Source organism: Cupriavidus sp. 30B13 (assembly GCF_049059565.2).
GTDB lineage: Bacteria > Pseudomonadota > Gammaproteobacteria > Burkholderiales > Burkholderiaceae > Cupriavidus.
In genome coordinates this window covers 2,322,682-2,348,237 of the sequence record NZ_CP188223.1, presented here as the reverse complement: position 1 = coordinate 2,348,237, position 25,556 = coordinate 2,322,682, and the positions used below count along the sequence as shown (strand labels likewise).

Here is a 25,556-nt window from a genome sequence, read left to right as displayed (position 1 = left end):
AGGGCGGGCGGCCCGCGGTCTCATTCTTTCCGGTGCTTCATGCTGAATTACTTTCTCAAACGATTCCTGGGCGTGATTCCCACACTGCTGATCGTGGCCGTGCTGGTCTTCATGTTCGTCCACCTGCTGCCCGGCGATCCTGCCCGGCTCGCGGCCGGCCCCGAGGCCGACCAGGCCACGGTGGAGCTGGTGCGCCGCGATCTCGGCCTGGACAAGCCCCTGCCCGAGCAGTTCGTGCAATTCTTCTCGAACGCCCTGCGCTGGGAGTTCGGCAACTCGCTGCGCACCAAGCGCCCGGTCAGCGAGGAGATCGGCGACCGCTTCATGCCCACGCTGTACCTGACGCTGTCCTCGATGGTGTGGGCGGTGATCTTCGGCATGGCGATCGGCGTGACCTCCGCGGTGTGGCGCAACCGCTGGCCCGACCGCCTGGGCATGACGCTGGCCGTGTCCGGCATCTCGTTCCCGGCCTTCGCGCTCGGCATGCTGCTGATGGAAGTGTTTTCCGTGCAACTGGGCTGGCTGCCGTCGATCGGCGCCGATTCCTGGAAGCACTACATCCTGCCCTCGCTTACGCTGGGCGCCGCGGTGGCCGCCGTGATGGCCCGCTTCACGCGCGCTTCCTTTGTCGAGGTGCTGCAGGAAGATTTCGTGCGCACCGCGCGCGCCAAGGGCGTGGGCGAGCTGCTGGTGGTGGCCAAGCACTGCCTGCGCAACGCCATGATTCCCGTGGTCACCATGATGGGCCTGCAGTTCGGCTTCCTGCTGGGCGGCTCGATCGTGGTCGAGAAGGTCTTCAACTGGCCCGGCCTCGGCCGCCTGCTGGTGGACGCCGTGGAGATGCGCGACTACCCGGTCATCCAGGCCGAGGTGCTGCTGTTCTCGCTCGAGTTCATCCTGATCAACCTGGTGGTCGACGTGCTGTATACCGTCATCAACCCCGCCATCCGCTACAAGTAAAGAGAGGCCGGCATGACCCAGCTTTCCACGCCCGCCGACGGCAACGCCGCCGCTCCCGCCGCCGCGCAAGACGCGGTGCGCACGCCCTGGACCGAGTTCTGGCGCAAATTCCGCAAGCAGCACCTGGCGCTGGGCGCCGGCGTGTTCGTGCTGCTGCTGGTGGCGGTAGCGGTCTTCGCGCCGCACCTGGTGCCCTACGACCCGGAGAATTTCTTCGACTACGACGCGCTCAACGCCGGCCCCTCGGCCGCGCACTGGTTCGGCGTGGATTCGCTCGGGCGCGACATCTTCAGCCGCATCCTGGCCGGCACCCGCATCTCGCTGGCCGCGGGCTTCTTCTCGGTCATCATCGGCGCCATCGTCGGCACCGTGCTGGGCCTGCTGGCCGGCTACTACGAAGGCTGGTGGGACCGCATCGTCAGCCGCATCTCGGACGTGCTGTTCGCCTTCCCGGGCATCCTGCTGGCCATCGGCATCGTCGCCATCCTCGGCAACGGCATGACCAACGTGATCTTCGCGGTGGCGGTGTTCAGCATCCCGGCCTTCGCCCGCCTGGTGCGCGGCAACACGCTGATGCTCAAGCGCCTGACCTACGTGGAAGCCGCGCGCAGCATCGGCGCATCCGACTGGACCATCCTGATGCGGCACATCCTGCCGGGCACCATCTCGTCCATCGTGGTGTATTTCTCGATGCGCATCGGCACCTCGATCATCACCGCCGCCAGCCTGTCCTTCCTGGGCCTGGGCGCGCAGCCGCCCACGCCGGAATGGGGTGCCATGCTCAACGAGGCGCGCGCCGACATGGTCACCGCGCCGCACGTGGCGATCTTCCCCAGCCTGGCGATCTTCCTGACGGTGCTGGCCTTCAACCTGCTGGGCGACGGCCTGCGCGACGCGCTCGATCCGAAGATCGACCGCCGCTGAGCGAGGCGTGTCCATGAGCGAGCGACCGATGCCGGAACCGACCCATATCGGCGCGCTGTCCGCCGGCGCGCGCGGCACCATCGCCGACGTGCCCGGCGTGACGGTGGGCCACTGCACGCTGGCGCAGGGCGCCTGCCAGACCGGCGTGACCGTGGTGCTGCCGCACGCCGGCAACCTGTTTGCCGACAAGGTGCCGGCGGCGGCCACCGTGCTCAACGGCTTCGGCAAGAGCGTGGGGCTGGTGCAGGTGGAAGAGCTCGGCGTGCTGGAGACGCCGGTCGCGCTGTCCAACACCTTCGCGGTGGGCGCGCTGGCGCAGGCGCAGATCCGCCAGGCCATCGCCGCCAACCCGGAGATCGGCCGCGCCTGGCCCACCGTCAATCCGCTCGTGTTCGAGTGCAACGACGGCTACCTGAACGATATCCAGGCCATGCCCGTGCAGGAAGCGCACTACGCGCAAGCCTGCGCGGCGGCGGCCGCCGATTTCGCCCAGGGCGCGGTCGGGGCGGGGCGCGGCATGTCCTCGTTCGGGCTCAAGGGCGGCATCGGCTCGGCCTCGCGCAAGGTGGGCGAATACCACGTGGGCGCGCTGGTGCAGTCCAATTTCGGCGTGCTGCCGCACTTCACCGTGGCCGGCGCGCGCCTGGGCGGGCTGCTGGCCGCGCGGCTGCAGGCGCAGGCGGACGGGGAAGCGCAGGCCGGCCCCGAGAAAGGCTCGATCATCATGATCGTCGCCACCGATGCTCCGCTCGACGCGCGCCAGCTGCGCCGCCTGTCGCTGCGCGCCGGCGCCGGGCTGGCCCGCACCGGCTCGGTGTTCGGCCACGGCTCGGGCGATATCGCGCTGGCGTTCTCCACCGCCTACACCGTGCCGCAGCAGGCCGACGCGCCCATGCCGGCGCTGGCGATGCTGCACGAAACCAGTCTCGATCCGCTGTTCCGGGCCGCCGCCGACAGCGTCGAGCAGGCCATCCTGAACGCGCTGTGGCAGGCCGAGAGCGTGAGCGGGCGCGACGGCCACCGCCGCACCGCGCTGCGCGAGCTGATGCCCGAACTGCCGCAATGGCTGGCGCGCCACGCGGCGCCGGCCGACTGATCCAAGACCGCGATGAAGATCCTGATTTCCACCGATATCGAAGGCGTCGCCGGCGTCTTCCACGCCGAGCAGGTGCGCGCCGGCAACGGCGAATACGAGCGCGCGCGCGCCTGGATGACCGCCGAAGCCAACGCGGCGGTGCAGGGCGCCTTCGCCGGCGGCGCCACCGAGGTGCTGGTCAACGACTCGCACGGGGGCTTTCGCAACCTGCTGCCCGACCAGCTCGACCCGCGCGCGCGCCTGGTGTTGGGCAAGCCGCGCTATCTCGGCATGATGGCCGGCGTCGAAGGCTGCGACGGCGTGTTCATGATCGGCTACCACGGCCGCGCGCAGAGCCGCGGCATCCTGGCCCACACCATCAACAGCAGCGCCTTCGCCCGCATCTGGCTGGGCGGGCAGGAAATGGGCGAGGCCGGCCTCTACGGCGCGCTGGCCGGCGAGTTCGGCGTGCCGGTGCTGATGGCCAGCGGCGACGACGTATTCGTCGAAGAGACGCAGCCGCTCATGCCGTGGGTGCGCTACGTGCAGACCAAGGAAGCCGGCGGCCACGGCAGCGGCACCACGCTGTCGCCGGCGGCCGCGCGCGAAGCCATCGCCGCCGCCGCCGGGCAGGCCATGCGCGGCGCCGGCGCCCGCCCGCTGCGCATTCCCGGGCCGGTGCAATGCCGCCTGCAGGCGCAGAGCCCGGCCTACGCCGACCTGTTCTGCCAGTGGCCCGCGCTGGAGCGCGTGGACGGCGTAACGCTGGTGTTCGAAGCCGCCTCGGTGCAGGCGGCGGTGCGCATGCTCAACTGCCTGTCGGCGATGTCGTTCATGCTGAAGTAGGCTGCATTGCTGCCGGTCGGGCGTCCCCAGCTAGAGGTTCTTGTGCATTGCGATGTGGTTGGCGGTGAATCCGAGCTTGTGATAGAGGCCTATCGCTGCACGATTGTGTCCAAAGACGTGCAGCCGCAGAATCGACACGGCGTGTGTCCGGGCGAAACTGTCAATTGCCAATAAAGCTCGTGTCGCATGCCTTTGCGTCTTCGGTAAGTGCGTGTAGCTCGACCATTGCTTTATGGTTCTGCCCTGTGAGCGGCATGAGATTGTTGGAGTTGAAGAAATAAGAGCAGGCTTGCACCACTCGCCAGCACAATGAGCCACGAAAGATTAAGCGCGATATCGGCCGTGATCTTGCTCACAATGGCACTGGTGATGCCCGCAGTGGCAAACCGGATCGTGCCGCCGGCCGCAGCCGCCGTGCCGGCGACCTCGTCGAACAAGGCCATCGCTTCAGTTGCCGCCGCCGGACGTACGAGCACGGTCCCGGCAGTACAGATCAACATGGGGACAAGTACCGTCGCGAAGATCGGAATATCGCGGGCGAGCATGAGCCACATGATCCCGCCTGACAACATCATGAGTAAAGCGCCGATTGTTATCAGGCTTCTTGTCGGGTGTCTTTTTGCCATCCGTGTTGCCACCATGCCGCCCGCGATATAGGCAACTCCGTACAGCAATAGAATCAGCGAGTATTGGTAATTCCCCAGATTGAGCTGATCGAGAAAGATGGTCGGAGAGACGATGACGAAAACAAGGTGGCACGAGAATGCCAGTGCCCCGATCATGGAGTATGAGAGGAAGCGGCGATTCCTGAATATTCTCATGTATTCGCCGCCATAGAATAAAATTCCCCCTTGGCGTTTTTTCGCGGTTTCCTGGAATCCGAACTGAACGTAGAGTAGCAGGATGATCGAGAGCGACGAGAACAGGATGAAACTGCCTCGCCATCCCGCAATGGATTGCAGTACGGATCCCAGTAGAGGCGAGCAGGCGATGTATATCCCGCTAAGGGTGGTGGTAAGTATTCGTACGTTGACGCCTTCGTTCCCTTTGAAGACGTCCTGCACGATGGCCTGTGCGAGCAGGAAACAGGCGCAGCCCATGGACTGCAGAACCCGGAAGCCGATGAAAAAATTCGAGCCAGGAGAAAAAATGCACCCAATCGCGCCAGCAAATGCAAGGAGCAAGCCTGCCATCAGCAGGCGTCTCCTGCCATAGCGGTCAGAGAGCGGGCCGACGAATAGCTGCGCCACGGAAAATCCGGCTGCAAATACGCTGATTGATAATGCAATATCGCTTGTCTCGGTTCCGAAATGGGCTGCCAGGTCGGGAAACGACGGTAGCATGACGTCAAGCGGCACCGCGCTGAGCAAGATCAGGATGTTGAGCAGGCCGATCAGGTGGGTTCGGGAAGATGTTCGATCGGACATCATGAGGGGATACTGCCTGGCTTGAATGGTCCGCTGTTGAAGAACGCCGATGGGCTGGCATGTCGGAAGACCGTGCTGGCACACGCGAACGGGCGCCAGGGTTCGGGTTACTTCGGATCGTCGCCAAGAGAGATGCGACGATTCCATGGTGGCAGGCATCCGTGCTCCCGGGGATGAGAAAAATCTCAATCTGGGCGAACGCGGCGGAGGGCCCTATAGGGCACGCGTGTCATGACTATCTATCTTGAGTCCTCGATTTCCCCTCTCACCGAGTTCCCGCTCCCTTACCACGTGGGACAATGGCACCGTGGTGCAGGTGAATGCTTACCGCAGGCCACGCAAATCAGCCACCACTCAGGTTCATGACGCAGCCAAACAGCGAAAGCTGGACCCCCGTACGCAAGGATTTCGTCGACCCGGCCACGCGTTGCCACCAGCACGTGGGGCGCGCGCGGCATCATGGTTTCGGCAACGGACAGGCCTACATCCTGCGCGACGCGCAGGGGCACGAGCATCCGTTCGGCGAGGCTTGCGCGCGCGCCGTGCTGGCCGAGCCGGGCCTGCTCGACCTGGTGCCCGACTACACCGAGCGCGACGCCGGCCCGCCCGCGCCCGCGCCCACGCCCACGCCCACGCCCACGCCCACGCCGCCCACGGCCGAGGAGTTCGAGCTGACGGCCCAGGCCCCGGCGCGCGCGCGCCGTGCCGGCGCCAGGCGCGACGCTGGCGCCGAGGCTGCCCGGCGGCGCGCGGACGCCATCCGCTACCTGGTGCTGCGCATGGAGAAGGTGGCTGCGGTGCCGCGCGTGCAGCCCACCGTGCGCTTCCCGGCGCTGGAGGAGGTCTACCAGGACTACCTGCGCAGCGGCGAGCTGGCCGAGGCGCAGGTGCGGCGCATCCTCGCCATCGAGCGCAGCGCCGCCACGCCGGCCAAGCTCAAGAGCGTGAACCTGCTCGATGTCTACACCGCGCACGTCAAGCTCGAGCGCGTGATCCGCGACTCCAACCGGCTGGAGCAGCAGCGCTTCCTGCGCAGCATCCATGACTGGCTGGCGCGCCACCTGGTGCTGTCCGCCGCACAGATCGCCGCGGCGGGCATCGAGATGCATGCGCACGCGTTCCGCTCGCCGCTGCTGCGCGAGGCCGGCGCGGACAAGGCCGGCGCGGGGGCGGGCAGGGGCTGAGCCTTTGCGGTCCGGCATGGGCCGGATGCCCCGGATGCCCCGGATGCTCCGGAACCCCCGGATGGCAATAGCCGCCGACTTGGCGTCTAATATCGGCACCCCCACTGCTCGCCGAGCGCGAAATCCGCTGTCATGTCCCTGCACACCAGCTTTTCCCGCAGCTACGCCGAAGCCAGGCAGAAATTCCTCGATGCAGCCCGCGCCGCCGGCGCCACGCTGGCCGATTTCCCGCATCCCACCCGGCGCGGCAGCGCCGGCGAAGCACTGGCGATGGATGTCGCCTGGGCCGGCGATGCGCAGGCCCGGCGCGTGCTGCTGGTGACCTCGGGCGTGCACGGCGTGGAAGGGTATTGCGGCTCGGGGGCGCAGGTGGCGCTGCTGGGCGACGCGGCGCTGCTCGCGGCGTGCGCCGCGGCGGGCGTGGCGCTGATGATGGTGCATGCGGTCAATCCCTACGGCTTCTCGCACCTGCGGCGCGTCAACGAGGACAACGTCGACCTCAACCGCAATTTCATGGATTTCACCAAGCCCCTGCCGGAGAACGCACCGTATGCGGAGATCGCGCCGCTGCTGCTGCCCGAGCAATGGCCGCCCTCGGAGGCCGACCAGGCCGCGCTGATGCAGTCGGTGATGGAGCGCGGCCTGCCCTGGTACCAGGCCGCCGTCAGCGCGGGCCAGTACCATGCGCCGGACGGGATGTTCTTCGGCGGCCACCAGGCTACCTGGAGCAACTACACGCTGCGCCGCATCCTGGCCCGCTACGGTGCCGGCCGCGACGCGCTGCGCTGGCTGGACCTCCACACCGGGCTGGGCCCGTGGGGCTACGGCGAGCCGATCTACATGGGCCCCGACCAGCCCGCGCCGATCGGCCGCGCGCGCGCCATCTGGGGCAGCAACGTCACCTCCATCTACGACGGCTCGTCGACGTCCGCCGCGCTCAGCGGCATGGCCTGGCTGGCGGTGCCGGAAACGCTGCCCACGCTCGACTACAGCGGCATCGCGCTGGAATTCGGCACCTTGCCGGTGACCGAGGTCCTCGAAGCGCTGCGCGGCGACCACTGGCTGCACCTGCATCCGGAAGCCGACGAAGGCCAGCGCGACCTGATCCGTCAGGCGATGTGGCACGCCTTCTACGGCGACGCCGACGACTGGCGCGAAGGCGTGGTCGAGCAGGTGCGCGAGGCCGCCGTCAAGGCGCTGGCCGGCTGGTAGCGCGCGGCGGCGGGGGCGGCGAGCATGCCTGGCCGCAGCCGTCCGCCGTTGCCGTATACAATCCGGCACAGCCAAATTCGCCGGTACCGCCGGCTTTCCCGTTCATGCCGAATCCGACCCGGGCCTTTTTGCTCGGCCCGCTGCTCAAGGGCGTATCGCGTTCCTTCTATCTCACGCTGCGCATCCTCCCCGCGGGGATGCGCGATCCCATCGGACTGGCCTACCTGCTCGCGCGCGCGGCCGACACCATCGCGGACACCTCGCTGATCCCGCCGGCCCAGCGGCTTGCCTTGCTGCTGTCGTTCCGCGACCAGGTCAACGGCGCCGCCGGCGATCCGGCGCTGATGCGCCGCATGAGCGAGGAGGTGGCCGGCCAACAGCAGCAGTCCGACGAGAAGATCCTGCTCGAATCGCTCGGCCCCGCGCTGGCGATCCTGCCGCAGCTCGGCGAGTCCGACCGCGCGGCCGTGCGCGGGATCGTCTCGACGCTGGCCAGCGGCATGGAATTCGACCTGCGCACGTTTCCCGACGAGGCCTCGGGCCGCCTCGTCGCGCTGCGCGAGATGGACGAGCTGGACCGGTACACCTACCTGGTGGCGGGCTGCGTGGGCGAGTTCTGGACCACCATGACCTACGCGCATATGCCGGGCGTGCTCAAGGCCGGTCCCGACACCATGCTGGCGCTGGGCGTGCGCTTCGGCAAGGCGCTGCAGATGACCAACGTGCTGCGCGATTGCGGCAAGGACCTGCGCATCGGCCGCTGCTATCTGCCGTCGGCGCTGCTGGCGCGGTACGGGCTGGCGCCGCAGGACCTGCTGGCGCCGGGCAATTCCGCGCGCGCGCAGCCGCTGCTGTTCGAGCTGGTGCGCCATGCGCTCGGCCATTTCCGCGCGGCGCTCGACTACACGCTGACCATACCCGGCGCGGCCGTGCGCTTGCGGCTGGCCTGCATCTGGCCCATCGTCATCGGGCTGGAGACCTTGCTGCTGCTGGTCGACAACCCCGCGTGGCTGGACCCGGCCAGGGTCTCGAAGGTGCGGCGCAACACGGTCTACCGGGTGATGGCGCATTCGCTGCCGGCGGTGGCGTCGGACTGGCTGGTGCGGCGCTGGATCGGGGGGCTGATGGCGCGGATCGAGGCGCGGATGGCTCTGCGGCAGCGTTCTGCCGGAGACTGATTGTGGTGCATCGGTCCCCAAACGGGGGCTCGGCGGGTTGGTTTGCTTGCACCGAAAATGCGTCAATTCGCACGAAAATGGTGTGTATGTAAGCTATGTGACAGAAAAATCAGTTATTTTGTTGTTTTCCTCAAGTGCGTATTTGGCGGGCCGTTAATCCCGTGTGCCTCTTCGTACTCAGCGCCGGGTTCAGTCCCTACGCGCGCAAGGAAACCAACAGATCATGTCCATCGAGCCGCCAACGCTCCGCCCGCAGTCGGAAGGCGCAGTCATTGCCGAATTAACCAGCGAAGTGCGCAAGATTTCCCGCGACAAGATCGCGGATATCGACCTGATCAACCGCGAGGCGACCTATCTCGCGATCAATGCGCTGATCGAGGCGGCCCGCGCGGGGGAAGCCGGCCGCGGTTTTGCCGTGGTGGCGAACCAGGTCAAGAACGTCTCGGGCCGCATCGGCCAGCTCACCGGCGAGCTCGGCAAGGAGCTGACCACGCTCATCGAGCGCATCGTGGCCGAACTCGAGCGGCAGCAGGGACAGCGGCTGACCGACCTGGCGCTGAACATGATCGACGTGATCGACCGCAACCTCTACGAGCGTTCCTGCGACGTGCGCTGGTGGGCCACCGACGCGGCCATCGTCGACTGCCTGACGTCAGGCGCGCCGGCGGCCGCCGAGCATGCGGCGAAGCGCCTGTCGGTCATCCTGGACAGCTATACCGTCTACCTCGACATCTGGGTGCTGGATCTCGACGGGCGCGTGGTGGCGAACGGGCGGCCGGCGCGGTTTCCGGTCGCCGGCACCGTGAACGCGGCCCGGCACGACTGGTTTGCCGCGGCGCTGCGCACCCGCTCCGGCGACGAGTACGCGACCGCCAACGTGGACACCGCCGCCGGCCTGGGCGGCGCCCAGGTGGCGACCTACGCGACGGCGGTGCGGCAGGACGGCGCCAGCGACGGCAAGGCGCTCGGCGTGCTCGCCGTGTTCTTCGACTGGGCCAAGCAGGCCTCGGCCGTGGTCGGCAGCGTGCGCCTGACCGGCGAAGAACGGGCGCGGACCCGCTGCATGATCGTCGACGCCAGCGGCCGGGTGATCGCCGGCGCGGGGCAGGCCGGCAGCGAGCCTGCCCGCTTCGAGCTGCCGCCCGGCGCCGCGCCCGCCGGCAACTACCGCACCAAGGACGATGCGCTGGTCGGCTACGCGCTCACGCCCGGCTATGAAACCTATCGCGGCATGGGCTGGTACGGCGTCATCGAGCAGCGCGAGGCCAAGGCGTAGCCGCGCCGCCGCCGTCGGGCCGGTCATCGAGGCCGGTTACCCAGGCCGGTCATGCAGGCCGGTCATCCGGGCCGGTTACCCGGCCCGGGCCGCGAGAGCGGCGCTGGCCGCCACGTAGACCTCGGGCACGGCGATGCCCAGCCGGCGGCGCGCCGCCTCGAGCGGTTCGTTCAGCAGCGCCTCGTAGTCTTCCCCCATCAGCCACCTGGCCTTGCGGCCGTGGCGATAGCCTTCGATCACGGCGCGCGCGTACACGGTGCTGCGGGTCAGGCGCAGGCTGTGCAGCGCCGCCGCGGTGGCGATGAACGCCCAGCCGAGGCCGCCGGACTGCGCGTAGCTGAACGCCACCAGCGCCGCCTCGCCCAGGTTCTCGTTGGCGCGGTAGCCGGTCAGCACGTGCCAGATATCGTGGATGTCGCGCGTGCGCCGGCCGAACCAGGTGTAGACATCTTCCACCAGCGGTTCGCTGTCGAGGTTCGAGATCGTGGCCAGCCCGGCCGCGCTGTAGCCGGTCTGTTCGAGGAACGCGCGGTAGGCCGCGCCGACCGTGCCCGGCGCGAAGCTGGCGATGTATGCCGGGTCGGAAAGGCGTTCCGCCAGTTCGACGCGCTGGTAAGCCAGCCGCCGTCCCTGTGGCGTGCTGACCAGCCGCGCGAAATTCTTCGGCGCGGCCGGTCCGTTGAGCGCGCGCATGATGAGGAAGACCTGCGTGGTGTCGTCGCCGTTGGCCAGCAGCTTGCGGATCGCGCGGAATGCGGCCGGAAAATCACGCCGGTAGAAGTCGGGGGAAGTCGCTGTCGCCATGCCTCGTTCCTGTGACGGGTCGTCGTTGCCGGGCTGGCGGTCTCGCCGCTGAAGATGCCGGCACGGCAGCCTTCATGCGCGCGCCCCGACCGCATACCCCGTCCTGGGGTTTTCATCGGCGCGCTCCAGCCTCAGGAGGCAATCTTTGCAGGGGAGGGCCGATTACAATGTCGTCTTCCCGACATAAGGCCCCGATCGTCGCCATGTCACGACCGCTGACCGCTGAAGACCGCCTCGCCGCGCTGAAGGGCAGCGCGTGGTTCGCCGGCCTTGCCGCGCCGCTGCAGGCGTGGATCGCGGAAAACGCGCGGCCCAGGACTGCCGCCGCCGGCACGCGACTGTTCGCGCGCGGCGATGCCGCGGACGGCCTGTACTTCGTGATGAGCGGCGCCATCCGCATGACCACCTCCACCGCCGATGGCAGGCAGGCATTGCTGGCCATCGCGGAGGCGCCGCAGTGGTTCGGCGACATCGCCTTGTTCGACGGCCTGCCGCGCACCCACGACGCCTGGGTGGAAAGCGACGTGCTGCTGCTGCACATCCCGCAGCAGGACGTGGCGCGCTTCCTCGCGCAGCACCCCGCATACTGGAAGGCGTTCGGGTTGCTGCTGACGCAGAAGCTGCGGCTGGCCTTCGGCGCCATCGAAGGCGCGGTCCTGCTGCCGGTGGCGGCGCGGCTGGCCGGCCGGCTGCTGGCCATCGCCGGCGGCTACGGCGAGCGCAGCGGCGGCAGCAAGCGCGTCATCGCCGTGCAGCAGGAGCAGCTTGGCCTGATGCTCTCGGTGTCCCGGCAGACCGTGAACCAGATCCTCAAGGATTTCGAGACGCAGGGCCTGCTGCACCGCGCGCGCGGCGCCATCGAGCTGCTGGATCTCGACCGGCTGCGCGCGGTCGCCGCGGGGAACTAGCGCGCCGGCCCGCCCGGCGGCGGGGCGGGCGGGCAGCTATGGGCGGCGTTGTGCTCGCCGAGCGCCGCCACATGCTGGCCGCCGGCCGGCAGGCCAAGCGAGAACCTGACCGGGAAGCCGAGCGCGATGGTGTCCTCGCCGGGCACGTGGCGGATCGTGCCGCGCGCCTGCACGTGCGGGTCGGCGAACAGCTCCGGCGCGCTCAGCACGGGCGAGAACGGGATGTCGAGCGCGCCGAACGCTTCGGCCCACGCGGCGAGGGTGCGGGTGCGGAAGATGCCGGCGAGCAGGCCGTGCACTTCCGTCTTGTGGCGCTGGCGGCCGGCCCGGGTGGCGAACCTGTCGTCGCGCAGCGCGGCAAACTCGCCGCCGAGCGCCTCGCGCAGGTTCAGCCAGAACTTGTTTTCGAGGATGCCCAGGGCCAGGTGGCGCCCGTCTCCGGTCTCGAAGAGGTCGTTCTCCGGCATCACGGTCGGCGCGTCATGGGGACGCGCCTCGTAGCCGCGCGCGGCCCAGGCGCTGTGCGCGGTCCAGGACAGGATGGCGTCATGGATGGAGACATCGAGATGCTGGCCGCGCCCGTGCTGGCGCGCGCTCATCACGGCCACCGCCAGCGCCAGCGCCGCGTAGCCCGAGGCCGCGTAGTCGGAAATGCGCGCGCGCGGGCGGGACACCTTGTCCTCGACCTGCGCCGGCACCGACCAGTAGCCGGCCAGCGCGAGGTAGTTCAGGTCGTGGCCGGCATGCTCCGCGTAGGGCCCGGTCTGGCCGAAGCCCGAGATCGAGCACAGCACGATGGCCGGGTTGGCCTCGGCGAGCGCCGCGTAGTCCAGCCCGAGCCGTGCCATGACGCCGGGCCGGAATCCTTCCACCACCGCGTCGGCCTCGCGCACCAGCCGCAGGAACGCCGCGCGCCCTGCGGCGGATTTCAGGTCGAGCGCGCAGGAGTGCTTGCCGCGGTTGAACTGCGCGAACACCGCCGGCCCGAGCTGGCGCGCGGTGTCGCCCGCGCCGGGCTGCTCCACCTTGATGACGTCCGCGCCAAGCTGCATGAGCAGGCTGGTTGCGTGCGGGCCGGGCAGCAACTGGCTGAGGTCGATGATCTTGACGTCCCGCAGGCAGGACCATTCGGGCTTGGTCATGGGGCTGGCTCCGGTGCGGTTCAACTGGCTTCCCCGTTCATGCCGATGGCCTGCATCAGCTTGCCGTAGCGGGCCGTATCGGCCACCACCATGCCGTTGAATTGCGCGGGCGAGTCGCTGCGGCGCAGTTCTCCCGCGTTGGCCTTGAGCTGCGCGTCGAGGCGTCCGCCGGCCTGCAGTTCGGCGACCGCCGCGAACAGCCGCCGGGTCAGCTCGGCGGGAAAATGCGCGGGCGCGAACAGGCCGCTCCAGTTGTCGATGACCAGGCCCGGCGGCAGCGCTTCGGCCAGCGTCGGCACCGCGGGGAAGTACGCCGAGCGCGCGGACGACGATACCGCCAGCGCGCGCAGCTGGCCATTGCGCAGGTACGGGGCCGCGGTGCCCAGCACCGGCATGCCGAACTGGGTCTGGCCGCCCAGCATGGCGGTGACGATCTCGGTGGCGCCCTTGTAGGGGATGTGGGTGGCCTCGGCGCCGGTCTGGTGCAGCAGCGCTTCCACCGCCAGATGGGCGATGCTGCCTTTGCCGCCCGAGCCGTAGTTGAAGCTGCCGGGCGCGCGCCGGATCGCCGCGAACAGGTCGGCGGCGGTCTGGTAAGGCGCGTGCGCCGGCACCACCAGCGCGGTCGGGCCGCCGGAGATCGCCGCGATCGAGGTGAAGTCGCGCGCCGGGTCGTAAGGCATGTTGCGGTACATGTGCACGTTGATGACGTGCGTGTTGGCCAGGATGCCCAGCGTGTAGCCGTCGGCGGCGGCGCGCTTGAGCGCCAGGGCGCCGATCACGCCGCCCGCGCCGGGCATGTTCTCGACCACCAGCGGCTGGCCCAGCCTGGCGCCCAGCCCGGCCGACAGGGTGCGGGCGATGTTGTCGGGCGCGCTGCCGGCGAGGAAGGGGACGACCAGCCGTATCGGGCGGCCGGGGTAGGGCGCGCCGGCGCGCGCGGGCGTCCACAGGGTGCCCAGGGAGCTGCCCAGGACGGCAGCGCTCGCGCTGGCAAGCCAGGATCGGCGATTCATGGAAGTTCTCCGTGTCTGTTGTCCGCGCGGTGCGCCCGCGCCGGGCTGGCCGGGCCGCGGCCCGCTCAGGCCTTGGCCTGCATGGGTTCGAGGATGGCGCGGGCAATGGTGTTGCGCTGGATCTCGCTGGTGCCGGTGAAGATGCGGAACATGCGCAGCTTGCGGTAGGCCTGCTCGACCGGATGGCCGCGCGTGACGCCCACGTTGCCGTGGATCTGCACCGCCTTGTCGGCCACCTCGAAGCAGCGTTCCGAGACGAACAGCTTGCAGGCCGCCGCCTTCATGCGCAGGTCCGCGCCGCCGTCGGCCAGCAGCGCGGTCTGCGCGATCATGCTTTCGCACGCCCACAGCGCCGCCGCCATGTCGGCCAGCATGTGCTGGATGGCCTGGAAGCGCGCGATCGGGCCGCCGAACTGGCGGCGCTGGCCGGCGTATTCCAGCGACGATGCGTAGACCTTGGTCGCCAGCCCCAGCATGGTGGGGCAGTGCAGCAGCCGGTTGACGTTGATGCGCGACATGCCGAGCCGGAAGCCGTTGCCCTCGCCGCCGAAGATGTTGGCGCGCGGCACGCGCACGCCGGCGAAGCGGATGTCGGCGTCGATATGCTGGCCGGACATCGGCACGTAGTCGGTATTGACGGTGACGCCGGGCAGGTCGAGGTCGACCAGCACCGCCGTGATCGCCGGCGGCGAGGCGGTGGCGTCGGTGACGCACATGACGATGGCGAAATCGGCGAACGGCGCGCCGCTGATGTAGTGCTTGTGGCCGTTGATGACCAGCTCGTCGCCGTCGGCGACGGCGCTGGTGGCGATGCTCTGCGCGTCCGAGCCCGAGTGCGGCTCGGTGAGCGCGAAGCAGGTCGATTTCTCGCCGCGGATCACCGGCTCGAAATAGCGCGCGAGCTGGTCCGGCGTGGCGTACCCGAGCATGTTGCCCACGCGCGGCGGGCCGCCCAGGTCGCCCAGCACGTGCGGCGCCAGCGCCGCGCCGCTGGCGGCGAGGTCGGCCTTCAGCGCGCACTGCTCGGCGATGCTCAGGCCCTTGCCGCCCAGCGCCACCGGCAGGCAGGCCGCGTAGAGCCCCAGCTCGCTGGAGCGGCGCCACACGCCGCGCAGCACTTCGCGCGGCCAGGCGTCTTCCGGGCCCAGGCCGAGCTCCTTTTCCAGCGGCAGCAGTTCCTCGTCGATATAGCGGCGGATGCCGGCGCGGGTCTGCGCCAGCACGGGATTGGTCAGGTGGTCGAACATGCCGTTCTCCTCGATCGTTCAGTTGACGCGGCGGGCGACACCCTGCCAGTACCGTTCGCGCACGACCTTGCGCGCGAGCTTGCCGCTGGCGTTCTTGGGCAGCTCGCCGACGAAGTCGACCGAGCGCGGCGACTTGTAGTCGGCGATGCGCGCGCGGCAATGGGCGATCAGGTCCGAGGCGCTGGCCCGCCGTCCCGGCCGCAGCGCCACCACCGCCTTGACGCTCTCGCCCCAGGTGTCGTCGGGCACGCTGATCACGCAGGCTTCCATCACGTCGGGGTGCAGGTACAGCGCGGCCTCGACCTCGGTCGGGTAGACGTTGAAGCCGCCGGAGATGATCATGTCTTTCTTGCGGTCGACCAGGTAGATGTAGCCTTCCTCGTCGACGCGGGCCAGGTCGCCGGTGCGCAGCCAGCCGTCGACCAGGGTCTCGCGCGTCAGCGCCGGCTCGCCCCAATAGCCCTGGAACACATCCTCGCCGCGGATGACCAGCTCGCCGATCTCGTCGCCGGCCACTTCGCGGCCATGCTCGTCGACCACGCGCACCTCGGTCTCGCCGAGCGCGCGCCCGCACGACGCCAGCCGCCCGGGCCGGCGCGCCAGCGCGTCGGCATGGTCGGCGGTGGACAGGCGCGTGACGCCGGAAGTCGATTCGCTGGCGCCATAACCCTGCGACAGGATCGGGCCGATGCGCTCCCACGCCTCCCGGATGCGCGCTGGCGCCATCGGCGCGGCGCCGTAGGCCAGCGTCTTGAGGCTGCTCAGGTCGGCGCTGGCCAGGGCGGGCTCGGCCAGCAGCATGTTGATCATGGCCGGCACCATGAACACGTGGGTGATGCGCAGCCGCGCCACTTCCGCCAGGAAATGCGCGGGCTCGAACTTGTCGAACAGCACCAGCGTGGCGCCGCCGTACAGGTAGGGCTGCATCAGCATGCCCGAGGCATGCGTGACCGGCCCGATCAGGGCCACGCGGTCGCCGGGCCGCGCCGGCCGGTCCATGCCCAGCAGCATCTTGCGCAGCGCCGCCAGCCGGTTGCCGTAGCTCTGCATGGCGGCCTTGATCCTGCCGGTCGAGCCGGAGGAGAAATGCAGCACGGCGAGATCGTCCGGCGCCGGCACGATGTCCGGCGCATCGGCGGCGCCGGTGGCGAGGAACGCTTCATAGTCGTCATAGTCGTCATGGTCGTCGGGGGTGGCCGCCGGCCGGCCGATCGCGATGAATTTCTCGACCGAGCCGAAGCCCGCGCTCGCCGGCGAATAGTGGGTGTAGCCGGGCCCGGCCAGCAGCACGCGCGGCGTGCAGTTCTCGATCACGTCCGCGGCCTCCGCCGCCGTGAAGCGCGGGTTCAGCGCCGCCTTCACCAGCCCGGCCTTGTACAGCGCGCACTCGATCTCGACGAGTTCGGTGCGGTTGCGCGACTGCACCGCCACCCGGTCGCCCCGGGCCAGGCCCAGGCCTAGCAGCGCATTGGCCAGCCGCGAGGAACGCTCGTCGAGCTGGCGGTAGGTCAGCACGCGGTCCTGGTACAGCACCGCGGCGTGATCCCCCCAATACCGCGCGGCGCGGCGGAGGAAGAAAGCGAAGCCCATCCGTGTCTCCTGGTAGTCGATGGGCACAGTCTGTAAGATGGCGGGCATCACTACAATGCAGTGTTGGCTATAAAGTCATAACCACTGGGAATGCCAGGATGGAGACGAGGGACCTGGAATATGTGCTGGCCGTCGCTGGTCATGGCGGCATCGGGCGCGCCGCCGAAGCGCTCGGCATCAGCCAGCCCGCGCTCACCAAGGCGGTGCAGCGCGTGGAAGCGCAGCTCGGCCTGCCGCTGTTCGAGCGCACCGCCAACGGCATGACGCCGACCCAGGCCGGCGCGCAGTTCATCGAACGCGCGCGCCGGATCCGGCTGGAGTTCGAGGACGCGCTCAAGGAGATGCAAGGCATCCGCACCGGCGAGCAGGGCATCCTGCGGCTGGGCTATTCGCCGTCCATGCCCAATGCGCTGGTGCTGGATGCGTGCCGGCAGCTCATCCAGGAACGGCCGGTGGCGAAGCTGCGCCTGCGCCGCCGCCTGGCGCGGGAACTGATGGACCTGCTGCTGGCCGGCGAGCTGGACCTGGCCATCGCCCCGGTACCGACCCAGCGCGCCGGCGAGTTCGCGGTACGGGAATTGTTCGACGACCGGCTGGTCGTGGTGGCCGACCGGGCCCACCCGCTGCACCGCCGCCGCAAGCTGGCGCTGGCGGAGCTGGCCGGCGAGGAGTGGCTGCTGCCCGAGCCGCATATCGTGCTGCGGCAACAGGTCGACGCCGCCTTCCGCGCGCGCGGGCTGGCCGGACCGAACCTGCGGATCGAAACGGATTTCGGCAGCGCGTCGCTGTTCCACCTGATGCGCGGCACGCGGATGCTGAGCATATCGGGCGAGGAGCCGGAGGCCATGAAGAACGGCCTGCTGGCGCTGGACGTGGGCGTCGAGGAACTCGACCTGCGCCGGCGCGTGGGCGTGATCACCCGCGCCGGCGCCTATCTGTCGCCGCTGGCGCAGCGCATGAGCGTGCTGCTGGAAGAGCGCTCGCGTTGAGCGCGCGGCGCGCCCGCCGCCCTCGTCACATGGCCCGGTCGCGCGGCGGGGCGGTGGCGCCCTCGGTGCCCTCGGCTGCGTGCACGAACAGTTCCACCCGTTCGCGCGCGGCCAGGCACGCGCCCATGTCGAGCGCGGCGTCGAAGCTGCGATAGTAGGCGCCCAGATACGGCGAGCCCTCGCGGGCCACCGTCCATCCCTCGCCTTTCTGCAGTACGTGCACGTTGCGCTTGCCCATTCTTGCCTCCCCGTTTGCTTGTCGCCTGCATGTCATCGCGGCCCCCGTCGGCGCATTGCCTGACCTTATTCTTGGCGGCGGCCGCGGCGCGCGATAGAGGGCTTAGTCCTACATGGACGGCAACGGCGCGAAGCGCATGCCGCGGCGTCATCATTGACAATAGACTCATATGCCCATAATAATGGGCCGACGCTTCCACCGCCCGCTTTCCACCGCCCGCTTCCACCGCCCGGATACAGCATGAGCGCCTCCAGCCCGGAAATCCGCCCCGGCATCTGCAACAGCACCGCCCTGCGCAAAGCCGCGCGGCGCGTGACGCGCTTTTACGACGCCTGCATGGCGGAAACGGGTTTGCGCGCCACCCAGTACGCGATCCTGATCCTGCTCGCCAGCCGCGGGCCGACGACGGTGGCCGCGCTGGCGGACCTGCTGTCGATGGATCGCGCGACGATGGGGCATAACCTGCGCCCGCTCGAGCGCGACGGGCTGGTCACGATCCAGGTCGGGCGCGAGGACCGGCGCGAGCGCGAGGTGGCGTTGTCCAGGCTGGGCGAGGAGGCCGAAGCGCAAGGCAAGCCGGCGTGGCAGAAGGCGCAGGCCCGTTTCGAAAAGGCATTCGGCAAGGAAGACGCGCTGGCGATGCGCCGTATGATGGCGCGCATCGCGCAGCTCGAACTGAGCATCGATTCATAGGCTTTCCGTGGCAGGGCGTCAGCCCCGCCACGCATCCCGCATGCGGCGAGCATGTCCCGTGCCCTTGCCGCAAGGAAATCCCCAATACGGGCATATAAGGCCATTCTCATGACGACACGTTTCCCGATCCTGCGCCGCGGCTTGCTGGCCGCGCTTTCCCTCTGGCTGCCGGCCGCCGTGGCATATGCCGATGCCGGCACGGTCAGCGCCAGCGATACGCAGGAGATCCGCGCGCTGTTCCTGCGGCAGGCCGCCGCCGCCACGGCGCACGACATCGTCGCGTTCGAGGGCGTGCTGGCCACGCCGCCAGCCGGCCAGCCCGATCCCGTGACCTTCGTGGCGCGCGCCTACCAGTTCTGGGGCAAGCCCGCGCTGGTCGACCATTTCAAGGAAACCTTCAAGGGCGTGTGGAAGTTCGAGCCTGACGCCGAGCGCATCCGCATCGTGCCCCTGAGCGCGGACGTGGCCGAGCTGTACGCCCCGACGCAGGTCACGTCCGGCGCCTCCGAGGCGTCGGCGAAGACCGTGCCGTTCCTGGTCTACGAGGTGGCCGTGCGCACCGCGGCGGGCTGGCGGATCGCCTCCATCGTGCCGGTGTCGGCGCAGTAGGCGCCATTTCCCTTTTTTTTTGGGGGCCTGGAGCGAAAGCTGCCGTCCGTTGCCGGAACGGCGGCTGCGTGCCGCCGCGGCCATCGGCGCCGCGCGGCGGACAAGGAATGCCATGCGAATCTTCCATGCCCTCGTGGCCGCGCTTCTGCTGCTGCCGCGCGCCGCGTTTGCCGGGCCTGCTGCCGAGATCGTTGCCACCGGGCTGGATTTTCCCGAGGGCCCGGTTTTCGTGGGGCAGGATCTGTACTTCGTCGACTACACCGCGTCGACCGTCTACCGGCTCGACGGCCATCGCGCGGCGCCGGTATGGCATCAGTCCGGCTGCGGGGCCAATGGCCTGGTCCCGTACGGGGATGGCCTGCTGGTGGCCTGTTATGACGGCGGCACCTTCCAGGCCATCGCGCCCGGCGGCGCGGCGCTGCGGACCATCGACCGCGATCTCGAGGGCGGCGGCTTCGACCGCCCGAACGACCTTGCCCGCGACGGCCGCGGCGGGGTGTACCTGACCGCCTCGGGCGGCGACGGCGGCACGCCGGGCAAGGTCTACTACCTGGCGCGCGCGCAGCCGCGGCCGCGTGTCGTCGCCGGCGGCTTCCAGAACGCGAACGGCGTCGCCTTGTCGCCCGACGGCCGGGTGCTCTATCTCGCCGAGAGCGGCACGGACAAGGTGCTGTCGTTCGATGTCGCCGTCGACGGCTCGCTGAAAAACCGCCGCGACTTCCTCTTGCTCGACGCGCTGCTGGCCGGCGGCCCCGGCGCGCGCCACACGCCCGACGGGCTTCGCACCGATGCGGCCGGCCGGCTGTTCGTCGGCCTGTACAACGGGCGCGGATTCGCCGTGTTCGATGCCGGCGGCCGCCTGCTGGCGGACGTCCCGTTGCCCGGCGAGCACCATGCCAGTCTCGCGCTGTCGCCCGACGGGCAGTTCGTCTACGGCACCATTGCCGACGGCGCGCCGGTGGCTGGCCACGCGGGCGCCTTGTTCCGCATGCGGAATCCGGTGGCGCCGTAGGCGCCGCGCGGGCTTATCCCGGCAGCCCTTCGTAGGTCACCAGGAACACCTGTTCCTCGCCGGCGCTGACCGGCAGCCAGATCAGTTCCAGCTCGGGGAACGCCGCTTCCACGTTGGCATGTTCGTTGCCGATCTCGACCACCAGCACGCCGCCCGGGTTGAGGTGCGCCTTGGCCCCGGCGACGATCCGCCGCACCACGTCCATGCCGTCGTCGCCGCCGGCCAGCGCGATGCGCGGCTCCGCCTGGTATTCGGCCGGCAGCGCCTGCATCGAGGTTTCGTTGACGTAGGGCGGGTTGGTGAGGATGACGTTGTATTTCGCGCCGGCCGGCAGCGGGGCGTAGAGGTCGCCCTGGTACAGGCTGATGCGGTCGGCCATCTTGTAGTCGGCCACGTTGCGGCGGGCGACTTCGAGCGCGTCGGGCGAGATGTCGACCGCGTCGATGCGGGCCTGCGGCCAGACGTGGGCGGCGACGATGGGCAGGCAGCCGGAGCCGGTGCACAGCTCGAGCACCGGGCCGATATCGGCGATGTCGCCGACCCACGGTTCCAGCCCTTCCTGCAGCAGCTCGCCGAGGAAGCTGCGCGGCACGATCACGCGGGAGTCCACGTAGAAGCGCAGGCCGTGCATGAAGGCTTCGTTGGTGAGATAGGCGGCGGGCACGCGCTCGGTGACGCGGCGCTCGATGACGGCGAGCACGGCGTCGACTTCCTCGGGCAGCAGGCGTGCGTCGAGGAACGGGTCGAGCGTGTCGAGCGGCAGGCTGAGCGTGTGCAGGACCAGGTAGGCGGCCTCGTCGTAGGCGTTGGCGCTGCCGTGGCCGAACGAGAGCCCGGCCTTGGTAAAGCGCGAGACGGCCAGGCGCAGCAGGTCGCGCACGGTTTGCAGGGGGGAGGGCGTTGCCATTGCGGTGGTCCTAGTATTTCAGCATTCAGGCGGTTGGACGATCAGGCGATCAGGCGATCAGTCGTTCCAGCACGCCGCGGTAGACATTCTTGAGCGGCTCGATGAAGCGCACTTCGACGTGCTCGTCGATCTTGTGGATGCTGGCGTTGGGCGGGCCGAACTCGATGACCTGCGGGCAGATCCTGGCGATGAAGCGGCCGTCGGAGGTGCCGCCGGTGGTGGAAAGCTCGGTCTTGACGCCGGTCTCGGCCTCGATGGCGCCGGACAGCGCCTCGGACAGTTCGCCGCGCGCGGTCAGGAACGGTTCGCCGCCCAGGGTCCAGGCCAGCTCATAGTCGAGCCCGTGGCGGTCGAGGATGGCGTGCACGCGCGCCTTCAGGCCCTCGGGCGTGCTGGCGGTGGAGAAACGGAAGTTGAAGTCCACCGTGATGTGGCCCGGGATCACGTTGGTGGCGCCGGTGCCGCCGTGGATGTTCGACATCTGCCAGGTGGTGGGCGGGAAGTACTCGTTGCCCGCGTCCCAGGTCTCGTTGACGAGTTCGGCCAGCGCGGGCGCGGCCAGGTGGATGGGGTTCCTTGCCAGGTGCGGGTAGGCGATGTGGCCTTGCACGCCCTTGACGGTGAGCTTGCCCGAGAGCGAGCCGCGGCGGCCGTTCTTGACCATGTCGCCGAGCGTGTCGACCGAGGTGGGCTCGCCGATCACGCAATAGTCCAGGCGCTCGCCGCGCGCCTTGAGCGCTTCGACCACCTTGACGGTGCCGTCGTGCGCCGGGCCTTCCTCGTCGCTGGTGATGAGCAAGGCGATGGAGCCGGCGTGGTCCGGGTGCTGCCGCACGAATTCTTCCGACGCCACCACGAAGCCGGCGATCGAGGTCTTCATGTCGGCCGCGCCCCGGCCATAGAGCTTGCCGTCGCGGTGGCTGGGCTGGAACGGGTCGGAGCCCCATTGCTCGAGCGGGCCGGTGGGCACCACGTCGGTGTGGCCGGCGAAGGCCAGCAGCTTGCCGTCCTTGCCCCGCGTGCCGCGCCTGACGGCCCACAGGTTGGTGACGCGGAAGTCGTCCGGGCCGCTGACGAGCCATTCGCATTCGAAGCCGATGGCCTTGAGGCGGGTTTCGAGCACGGCCTGGCAGCCTTCGTCGGCGGGCGTGACGGAGCGGCGGCGGATCAGGTCTTCGGTGAGGGCGAGGGTGGGGTTCATGGTGGCGTGTCCGCGGCCTTGGGGCCGGCGGTCTGGAATGGGGTGTTGGGCGGGGAGTTTACGCTTTCCGGGGCGGCGGCTGATGTTTTTGCGTTGGGTGGTGCTGGCGGGCGGTATCCCGAAGCCACCGGCACGCAACCCGCCGCCAGCCCCACAAGAACGTCAGAACAACCCAGCGTAACCATCCGCCGAAAAACCGACGGAAACCTTCCCGCCGCGATCGAGCACCGGCCGCTTGATCAGCGACGGGCTCTGCTGCATCAGCGCGATGGCGCCCGCTTCGCTCTCGGCGCGCGCCTTGTCGGCGTCCGACAGCGCGCGGTACGTGGTGCCCTTGCGGTTGAGCAGCGTGGCCAGCGGCACCTGCCTGAGCCAGCCGCGCAGCAGTGTTTCGTCCACGCCTTGCTTCTTGAAGTCGTGGAATTCGTAGGCCACGCCGTTGGCGTCGAGCCAGGTGCGGGCCTTCTTGACGGTGTCGCAGTTGGGGATGCCGTAAAGCAGGACGGTCATGGTGTGCCTCGTATGCGCTTAGCGGAACAGCAGGTTCAGGGCGACGACGAGCCCGCCCAGGCCCAGCGCCACGCCGGCCATGGCCACGCTGGTCATCAGGCGCAGGCGGCGGTCCAGCCGCGCGGCTTCCTTGCGCAGGGCCTCGATGGTGATGGCGTGCTGCTCGGCCAGCAGCTTGACGGCTTCGGCCTGCTGCACGGCGGCGGCTTCGAGCTCGGCGATGCGGGCGGCGGTGGAGGTGTCGCGCGCTTCGGCGGATTCAGGCCCGGCGTTCTCCGGCGCGCCGTCCTTGCGCCGGCCCTTCTTGATCTTCTCGATGGTCTTGTTGGCCTGCTCGAGAATGGTCGGCAGAAGGGACAGCACGGTGCTGACGGTGGCGGGATCCAGGGCCATGAGTCGCTTGCGGAGGGAGGGCATCGGTCTGACGGCGGGACGGCGGCGCAAACATTGCGCCGCCGTCCCGGGCAAGGCGCGATCAGTCGCCGCGCAGCAGGTCGTTCAGGCTGGTCTTGGCGCGGGTCTGCGCGTCCACCTTCTTGACGATCACGGCGCAGTAGAGGCTGTACTTGCCGTCCTTCGAGGGCAGGTTGCCGGCCACCACGACCGAGCCCGCCGGCACGCGGCCATAGTGGATCTCGCCGGTTTCGCGGTCGTAGATCTTGGTGGACTGGCCGAGGTACACGCCCATCGAGATCACCGAGTTTTCCTCGATGATGACGCCTTCGACGACTTCCGAGCGGGCGCCGATGAAGCAGTTGTCCTCGATGATGACCGGGTTGGCCTGCAGCGGCTCGAGCACGCCGCCGATGCCGACGCCGCCGGACAGGTGGACGTTCTTGCCGATCTGCGCGCACGAGCCGACGGTGGCCCAGGTGTCGACCATGGTGCCTTCGTCGACGTAGGCGCCGATGTTGACGTAGGAGGGCATCAGCACCGCGTTCCTGGCGATGAACGAGCCGCGGCGGGCCACGGCCGGCGGCACCACGCGGAAGCCACCTTTGGCGAAGTCGTCGGCGCTCCAGCCGGCGAACTTGGTCGGCACCTTGTCATAGAACTGGGCGAAGCCGCCGGCGCTCATCGGCGCGTTGTCTTCCAGGCGGAACGACAGCAGCACGGCCTTCTTGATCCACTGGTTGACGACCCAGTCCGTGCCTTGCTTCTCGGCCACGCGCAGGGCGCCGGTGTCGAGCTGGCCGATCACGTTGGCCACCGCTTCGCGGATGTCGTTGGGGGCCGACTTGGGCGAGAGGCTGGCGCGGTCTTCCCATGCCTGGTCGATCAGGGCTTGCAGTGCTTGCGTCATATGCGTGTTTTCAGTGGTTGATCGTTGTCTACAACGGAATCGGGGGCAGCCGCGCTCAGCCGAGCGACTTGCAGAAGGCGACGATGCGGCGCGCGCCTTCCAGGCATTCCTCGGGCGTGGCCACCAGCGCCATGCGCACGCGGTTGGCGCCGGGATTGACGCCGCCGGCTTCGCGCGCCAGGTAGCTGCCGGGCAGCACGGTGACGTTCTGCTCGGCCAGCAGGCGGGTGGCGAACTCGGTATCGGTCAGGCCGGTGCGCGACACGTCGGCCCACAGGTAGAAGCCGGCGTCGGGCAGCGCCACGTCCAGCACCTCGGCCAGCATCGGCGTGACTTCGGCGAACTTGCGCACGTAGGCGGCGCGGTTGTCGCGCACGTGGGCCTCGTCGTTCCAGGCCACCACGCTGGCGGCCTGCACCGCCGGGTTCATGGCGCCGCCGTGATAGGTACGGTATAGCAGGAATTTCTTCAGCAGGGCGGCGTCGCCGGCCACGAAGCCCGAGCGCAGGCCGGGCACGTTGGAGCGCTTGGACAGGCTGGAGAACATCACCAGCCGCTCGAACGGATGCGCGCCTTCGGCGCGGCCCAGCTTGTGCGCGGCTTCGAGCGCGCCCAGCGGCGGCTCGCCTTCCTTGAAATAGATCTCGGAATAGCACTCGTCGGAGGCGATCACGAAGCCGTGGCGGTCCGACAGCGCGAACAGTTCGCGCCAGTCGTCGAGCGATAGCACGGCGCCGGTCGGGTTGCCGGGCGAGCACACATAGACCAGCTGCACGCGCGCCCAGCTCTCGGCGGGGATGCGGTCGAAGGCCGGGGCGAAGTTGCGCGCCGGGTCGCTGTTGGCGAACACCGGGGTGGCGCCGGCCAGCAGGGCCGCGCCTTCGTAGATCTGGTAGAACGGGTTCGGGCACAGCACCAGCGCCCCGGGGCGGCTGGCGTCGACCACGGTCTGGGCGAACGCGAACAGCGCCTCGCGCGAGCCGGTGACCGGCAGCACCTCGGTGGCCGGGTTGACCGCCGGCAGGTTGTAGCGGCGCTGGAGCCAGGCGGCGATGCACTGCCTTAGTGCATCGGAACCGGCCGTTGTGGGATAATTCGCCAGCCCGCCGAGCGCGTCCGCCAGCGCCTGCTTGATGAATGCGGGCGTGGGATGCTTGGGCTCGCCGATGCCGAAGCTGATCGCGGGCAACGCGGCGTTCGGCTTCACGTTGGCCACCAGCACGCGCAGTTTCTCGAACGGGTAGGGCTGGAGCAGGTCGAGTCGGGGGTTCACGGTCAGTTCGGGCCGCCAGGGCCAAGGCTCAA

At 69.2% G+C, this 25,556-nt stretch carries 27 protein-coding genes; 13 read left to right on the top strand and 14 right to left on the bottom strand.

Going from position 1 to position 25,556, the window contains the following annotated elements:
* The first annotated feature begins 39 nt into the window (after positions 1 to 39).
* From gsiC to ACKI2N_RS10710, 4 genes are read left to right on the top strand one after another with little or no spacing between them, the layout of a single operon-like run.
* Positions 40 to 960 (top strand): glutathione ABC transporter permease GsiC, encoded by a 921-nt coding sequence (gene gsiC / locus ACKI2N_RS10725; protein ID WP_420998305.1) that lies wholly within the window; start codon positions 40 to 42, stop codon positions 958 to 960.
* A 12-nt stretch (positions 961 to 972) separates the two neighbouring features.
* Positions 973 to 1,884, top strand: coding sequence for a glutathione ABC transporter permease GsiD (gene gsiD, locus ACKI2N_RS10720; protein ID WP_420998304.1), 912 nt, complete (start codon positions 973 to 975; stop codon positions 1,882 to 1,884).
* Between the two features lie 13 nt (positions 1,885 to 1,897).
* On the top strand, positions 1,898 to 2,980 hold the full coding sequence (locus tag ACKI2N_RS10715) for a P1 family peptidase (RefSeq protein WP_420998303.1): 1,083 nt from the start codon (positions 1,898 to 1,900) through the stop codon (positions 2,978 to 2,980).
* A 12-nt stretch (positions 2,981 to 2,992) separates the two neighbouring features.
* The gene (locus ACKI2N_RS10710; RefSeq protein WP_420998302.1) at positions 2,993 to 3,805 is read left to right on the top strand and encodes a M55 family metallopeptidase; all 813 of its coding nucleotides are present in this window, start codon (positions 2,993 to 2,995) and stop codon (positions 3,803 to 3,805) included.
* Between the two features lie 30 nt (positions 3,806 to 3,835).
* On the opposite strand, the gene ACKI2N_RS10705 is transcribed toward ACKI2N_RS10710, so the two are convergent.
* Entirely contained in the window at positions 3,836 to 3,943 is a 108-nt protein-coding gene (locus ACKI2N_RS10705; protein WP_426989595.1) for a hypothetical protein, read from the bottom strand.
* Between the two features lie 92 nt (positions 3,944 to 4,035).
* Positions 4,036 to 5,235: a Bcr/CflA family efflux MFS transporter gene (locus tag ACKI2N_RS10700; protein WP_420998300.1), complete on the bottom strand. Its 1,200-nt coding sequence runs from the start codon at positions 5,233 to 5,235 to the stop codon at positions 4,036 to 4,038.
* Between the two features lie 359 nt (positions 5,236 to 5,594).
* On the opposite strand from ACKI2N_RS10700, the gene ACKI2N_RS10695 reads away from it, so the two are divergent.
* The 4 genes from ACKI2N_RS10695 (at position 5,595) to ACKI2N_RS10680 (ending at position 10,082) form a co-directional block, all read left to right on the top strand.
* On the top strand, positions 5,595 to 6,416 hold the full coding sequence (locus ACKI2N_RS10695; protein WP_426989593.1) for a hypothetical protein: 822 nt from the start codon (positions 5,595 to 5,597) through the stop codon (positions 6,414 to 6,416).
* Between the two features lie 132 nt (positions 6,417 to 6,548).
* Complete coding sequence (locus ACKI2N_RS10690; protein WP_420998297.1) at positions 6,549 to 7,628, top strand: M14 family metallopeptidase; 1,080 nt, start codon at positions 6,549 to 6,551, stop codon at positions 7,626 to 7,628.
* Positions 7,629 to 7,732: 104 nt separating this feature from the next.
* Positions 7,733 to 8,806 (top strand): phytoene/squalene synthase family protein, encoded by a 1,074-nt coding sequence (locus ACKI2N_RS10685; protein ID WP_420998296.1) that lies wholly within the window; start codon positions 7,733 to 7,735, stop codon positions 8,804 to 8,806.
* Between the two features lie 223 nt (positions 8,807 to 9,029).
* Complete coding sequence (locus tag ACKI2N_RS10680) at positions 9,030 to 10,082, top strand: methyl-accepting chemotaxis protein (RefSeq protein ID WP_420998295.1); 1,053 nt, start codon at positions 9,030 to 9,032, stop codon at positions 10,080 to 10,082.
* A 75-nt stretch (positions 10,083 to 10,157) separates the two neighbouring features.
* Here the strand turns inward: ACKI2N_RS10680 and ACKI2N_RS10675 are convergent, their stop codons facing one another.
* Positions 10,158 to 10,886 carry a Coq4 family protein gene (locus tag ACKI2N_RS10675; protein WP_420998294.1) on the bottom strand — a complete coding sequence of 243 codons (729 nt, stop codon included), beginning with the start codon at positions 10,884 to 10,886 and terminating at the stop codon, positions 10,158 to 10,160.
* A 203-nt stretch (positions 10,887 to 11,089) separates the two neighbouring features.
* On the opposite strand from ACKI2N_RS10675, the gene ACKI2N_RS10670 reads away from it, so the two are divergent.
* A complete protein-coding gene (locus ACKI2N_RS10670; protein WP_420998293.1) occupies positions 11,090 to 11,794 on the top strand; it encodes a Crp/Fnr family transcriptional regulator in 705 nt (234 codons plus the stop codon).
* Here ACKI2N_RS10670 and ACKI2N_RS10665 read toward each other — a convergent pair.
* The 4 genes from ACKI2N_RS10665 to ACKI2N_RS10650 form a co-directional block, all read right to left on the bottom strand.
* Positions 11,791 to 12,936 carry a CaiB/BaiF CoA transferase family protein gene (locus ACKI2N_RS10665; RefSeq protein ID WP_420998292.1) on the bottom strand — a complete coding sequence of 382 codons (1,146 nt, stop codon included), beginning with the start codon at positions 12,934 to 12,936 and terminating at the stop codon, positions 11,791 to 11,793. The two genes, ACKI2N_RS10670 and ACKI2N_RS10665, sit on opposite strands and share 4 nt — an antisense overlap.
* A gap of 20 nt (positions 12,937 to 12,956) precedes the next feature.
* Positions 12,957 to 13,952: a tripartite tricarboxylate transporter substrate-binding protein gene (locus ACKI2N_RS10660; RefSeq protein ID WP_420998291.1), complete on the bottom strand. Its 996-nt coding sequence runs from the start codon at positions 13,950 to 13,952 to the stop codon at positions 12,957 to 12,959.
* 65 nt (positions 13,953 to 14,017) lie between these two features.
* Positions 14,018 to 15,199 (bottom strand): acyl-CoA dehydrogenase family protein, encoded by a 1,182-nt coding sequence (locus ACKI2N_RS10655; RefSeq protein WP_420998290.1) that lies wholly within the window; start codon positions 15,197 to 15,199, stop codon positions 14,018 to 14,020.
* 18 nt (positions 15,200 to 15,217) lie between these two features.
* On the bottom strand, positions 15,218 to 16,789 hold the full coding sequence (locus tag ACKI2N_RS10650; protein WP_420998289.1) for an AMP-binding protein: 1,572 nt from the start codon (positions 16,787 to 16,789) through the stop codon (positions 15,218 to 15,220).
* A gap of 98 nt (positions 16,790 to 16,887) precedes the next feature.
* On the opposite strand from ACKI2N_RS10650, the gene ACKI2N_RS10645 reads away from it, so the two are divergent.
* Positions 16,888 to 17,778 (top strand): LysR family transcriptional regulator, encoded by an 891-nt coding sequence (locus ACKI2N_RS10645; RefSeq protein ID WP_420998287.1) that lies wholly within the window; start codon positions 16,888 to 16,890, stop codon positions 17,776 to 17,778.
* A gap of 25 nt (positions 17,779 to 17,803) precedes the next feature.
* Here the strand turns inward: ACKI2N_RS10645 and ACKI2N_RS10640 are convergent, their stop codons facing one another.
* The gene (locus ACKI2N_RS10640; RefSeq protein ID WP_420998286.1) at positions 17,804 to 18,016 is read right to left on the bottom strand and encodes a DUF2188 domain-containing protein; all 213 of its coding nucleotides are present in this window, start codon (positions 18,014 to 18,016) and stop codon (positions 17,804 to 17,806) included.
* A 240-nt stretch (positions 18,017 to 18,256) separates the two neighbouring features.
* On the opposite strand from ACKI2N_RS10640, the gene ACKI2N_RS10635 reads away from it, so the two are divergent.
* The 3 genes from ACKI2N_RS10635 to ACKI2N_RS10625 all read left to right on the top strand — a co-directional run bounded on the left by ACKI2N_RS10635 (position 18,257) and on the right by ACKI2N_RS10625 (position 20,330).
* A complete protein-coding gene (locus ACKI2N_RS10635) occupies positions 18,257 to 18,709 on the top strand; it encodes a MarR family winged helix-turn-helix transcriptional regulator (RefSeq protein WP_420998285.1) in 453 nt (150 codons plus the stop codon).
* Positions 18,710 to 18,817: 108 nt separating this feature from the next.
* The gene (locus tag ACKI2N_RS10630; protein ID WP_420998284.1) at positions 18,818 to 19,318 is read left to right on the top strand and encodes a YybH family protein; all 501 of its coding nucleotides are present in this window, start codon (positions 18,818 to 18,820) and stop codon (positions 19,316 to 19,318) included.
* Between the two features lie 112 nt (positions 19,319 to 19,430).
* A complete protein-coding gene (locus ACKI2N_RS10625) occupies positions 19,431 to 20,330 on the top strand; it encodes an SMP-30/gluconolactonase/LRE family protein (protein WP_420998283.1) in 900 nt (299 codons plus the stop codon).
* 13 nt (positions 20,331 to 20,343) lie between these two features.
* Here the strand turns inward: ACKI2N_RS10625 and prmB are convergent, their stop codons facing one another.
* The 6 genes from prmB to dapC all read right to left on the bottom strand — a co-directional run bounded on the left by prmB (position 20,344) and on the right by dapC (position 25,524).
* Positions 20,344 to 21,237, bottom strand: coding sequence for a 50S ribosomal protein L3 N(5)-glutamine methyltransferase (gene prmB / locus ACKI2N_RS10620; RefSeq protein ID WP_420998282.1), 894 nt, complete (start codon positions 21,235 to 21,237; stop codon positions 20,344 to 20,346).
* A gap of 49 nt (positions 21,238 to 21,286) precedes the next feature.
* A complete protein-coding gene (dapE, locus tag ACKI2N_RS10615) occupies positions 21,287 to 22,438 on the bottom strand; it encodes a succinyl-diaminopimelate desuccinylase (protein ID WP_420998281.1) in 1,152 nt (383 codons plus the stop codon).
* A gap of 162 nt (positions 22,439 to 22,600) precedes the next feature.
* Positions 22,601 to 22,948, bottom strand: coding sequence for an arsenate reductase (locus tag ACKI2N_RS10610; protein ID WP_420998280.1), 348 nt, complete (start codon positions 22,946 to 22,948; stop codon positions 22,601 to 22,603).
* 18 nt (positions 22,949 to 22,966) lie between these two features.
* The gene (locus tag ACKI2N_RS10605) at positions 22,967 to 23,341 is read right to left on the bottom strand and encodes a hypothetical protein (protein WP_420998279.1); all 375 of its coding nucleotides are present in this window, start codon (positions 23,339 to 23,341) and stop codon (positions 22,967 to 22,969) included.
* A gap of 82 nt (positions 23,342 to 23,423) precedes the next feature.
* A complete protein-coding gene (gene dapD, locus ACKI2N_RS10600) occupies positions 23,424 to 24,251 on the bottom strand; it encodes a 2,3,4,5-tetrahydropyridine-2,6-dicarboxylate N-succinyltransferase (RefSeq protein ID WP_420998278.1) in 828 nt (275 codons plus the stop codon).
* Between the two features lie 55 nt (positions 24,252 to 24,306).
* On the bottom strand, positions 24,307 to 25,524 hold the full coding sequence (gene dapC / locus ACKI2N_RS10595) for a succinyldiaminopimelate transaminase (RefSeq protein ID WP_420998277.1): 1,218 nt from the start codon (positions 25,522 to 25,524) through the stop codon (positions 24,307 to 24,309).
* Between the last annotated feature and the right edge of the window lie 32 nt (positions 25,525 to 25,556).

Bases quoted from the DNA above. Each gene is read 5' to 3' on its own strand.
- dapD (WP_420998278.1), bottom strand. From the start codon at position 24,251: ATGACGCAAGCACTGCAAGCCCTGATCGACCAGGCATGGGAAGACCGC.
- gsiC (WP_420998305.1), top strand. From the start codon at position 40: ATGCTGAATTACTTTCTCAAACGATTCCTGGGCGTGATTCCCACACTG.
- ACKI2N_RS10675 (WP_420998294.1), bottom strand. From the start codon at position 10,886: ATGGCGACAGCGACTTCCCCCGACTTCTACCGGCGTGATTTTCCGGCC.
- ACKI2N_RS10690 (WP_420998297.1), top strand. From the start codon at position 6,549: ATGTCCCTGCACACCAGCTTTTCCCGCAGCTACGCCGAAGCCAGGCAG.
- ACKI2N_RS10645 (WP_420998287.1), top strand. From the start codon at position 16,888: ATGGAGACGAGGGACCTGGAATATGTGCTGGCCGTCGCTGGTCATGGC.
- ACKI2N_RS10685 (WP_420998296.1), top strand. From the start codon at position 7,733: ATGCCGAATCCGACCCGGGCCTTTTTGCTCGGCCCGCTGCTCAAGGGC.
- ACKI2N_RS10625 (WP_420998283.1), top strand. From the start codon at position 19,431: ATGCGAATCTTCCATGCCCTCGTGGCCGCGCTTCTGCTGCTGCCGCGC.
- ACKI2N_RS10635 (WP_420998285.1), top strand. From the start codon at position 18,257: ATGAGCGCCTCCAGCCCGGAAATCCGCCCCGGCATCTGCAACAGCACC.
- ACKI2N_RS10695 (WP_426989593.1), top strand. From the start codon at position 5,595: ATGACGCAGCCAAACAGCGAAAGCTGGACCCCCGTACGCAAGGATTTC.
- ACKI2N_RS10655 (WP_420998290.1), bottom strand. From the start codon at position 15,199: ATGTTCGACCACCTGACCAATCCCGTGCTGGCGCAGACCCGCGCCGGC.
- ACKI2N_RS10660 (WP_420998291.1), bottom strand. From the start codon at position 13,952: ATGAATCGCCGATCCTGGCTTGCCAGCGCGAGCGCTGCCGTCCTGGGC.
- ACKI2N_RS10640 (WP_420998286.1), bottom strand. From the start codon at position 18,016: ATGGGCAAGCGCAACGTGCACGTACTGCAGAAAGGCGAGGGATGGACG.
- ACKI2N_RS10610 (WP_420998280.1), bottom strand. From the start codon at position 22,948: ATGACCGTCCTGCTTTACGGCATCCCCAACTGCGACACCGTCAAGAAG.
- ACKI2N_RS10710 (WP_420998302.1), top strand. From the start codon at position 2,993: ATGAAGATCCTGATTTCCACCGATATCGAAGGCGTCGCCGGCGTCTTC.
- gsiD (WP_420998304.1), top strand. From the start codon at position 973: ATGACCCAGCTTTCCACGCCCGCCGACGGCAACGCCGCCGCTCCCGCC.
- ACKI2N_RS10700 (WP_420998300.1), bottom strand. From the start codon at position 5,235: ATGATGTCCGATCGAACATCTTCCCGAACCCACCTGATCGGCCTGCTC.
- ACKI2N_RS10665 (WP_420998292.1), bottom strand. From the start codon at position 12,936: ATGACCAAGCCCGAATGGTCCTGCCTGCGGGACGTCAAGATCATCGAC.
- ACKI2N_RS10630 (WP_420998284.1), top strand. From the start codon at position 18,818: ATGACGACACGTTTCCCGATCCTGCGCCGCGGCTTGCTGGCCGCGCTT.
- ACKI2N_RS10670 (WP_420998293.1), top strand. From the start codon at position 11,090: ATGTCACGACCGCTGACCGCTGAAGACCGCCTCGCCGCGCTGAAGGGC.
- ACKI2N_RS10650 (WP_420998289.1), bottom strand. From the start codon at position 16,789: ATGGGCTTCGCTTTCTTCCTCCGCCGCGCCGCGCGGTATTGGGGGGAT.
- ACKI2N_RS10715 (WP_420998303.1), top strand. From the start codon at position 1,898: ATGAGCGAGCGACCGATGCCGGAACCGACCCATATCGGCGCGCTGTCC.
- dapE (WP_420998281.1), bottom strand. From the start codon at position 22,438: ATGAACCCCACCCTCGCCCTCACCGAAGACCTGATCCGCCGCCGCTCC.
- ACKI2N_RS10680 (WP_420998295.1), top strand. From the start codon at position 9,030: ATGTCCATCGAGCCGCCAACGCTCCGCCCGCAGTCGGAAGGCGCAGTC.
- prmB (WP_420998282.1), bottom strand. From the start codon at position 21,237: ATGGCAACGCCCTCCCCCCTGCAAACCGTGCGCGACCTGCTGCGCCTG.
- ACKI2N_RS10605 (WP_420998279.1), bottom strand. From the start codon at position 23,341: ATGGCCCTGGATCCCGCCACCGTCAGCACCGTGCTGTCCCTTCTGCCG.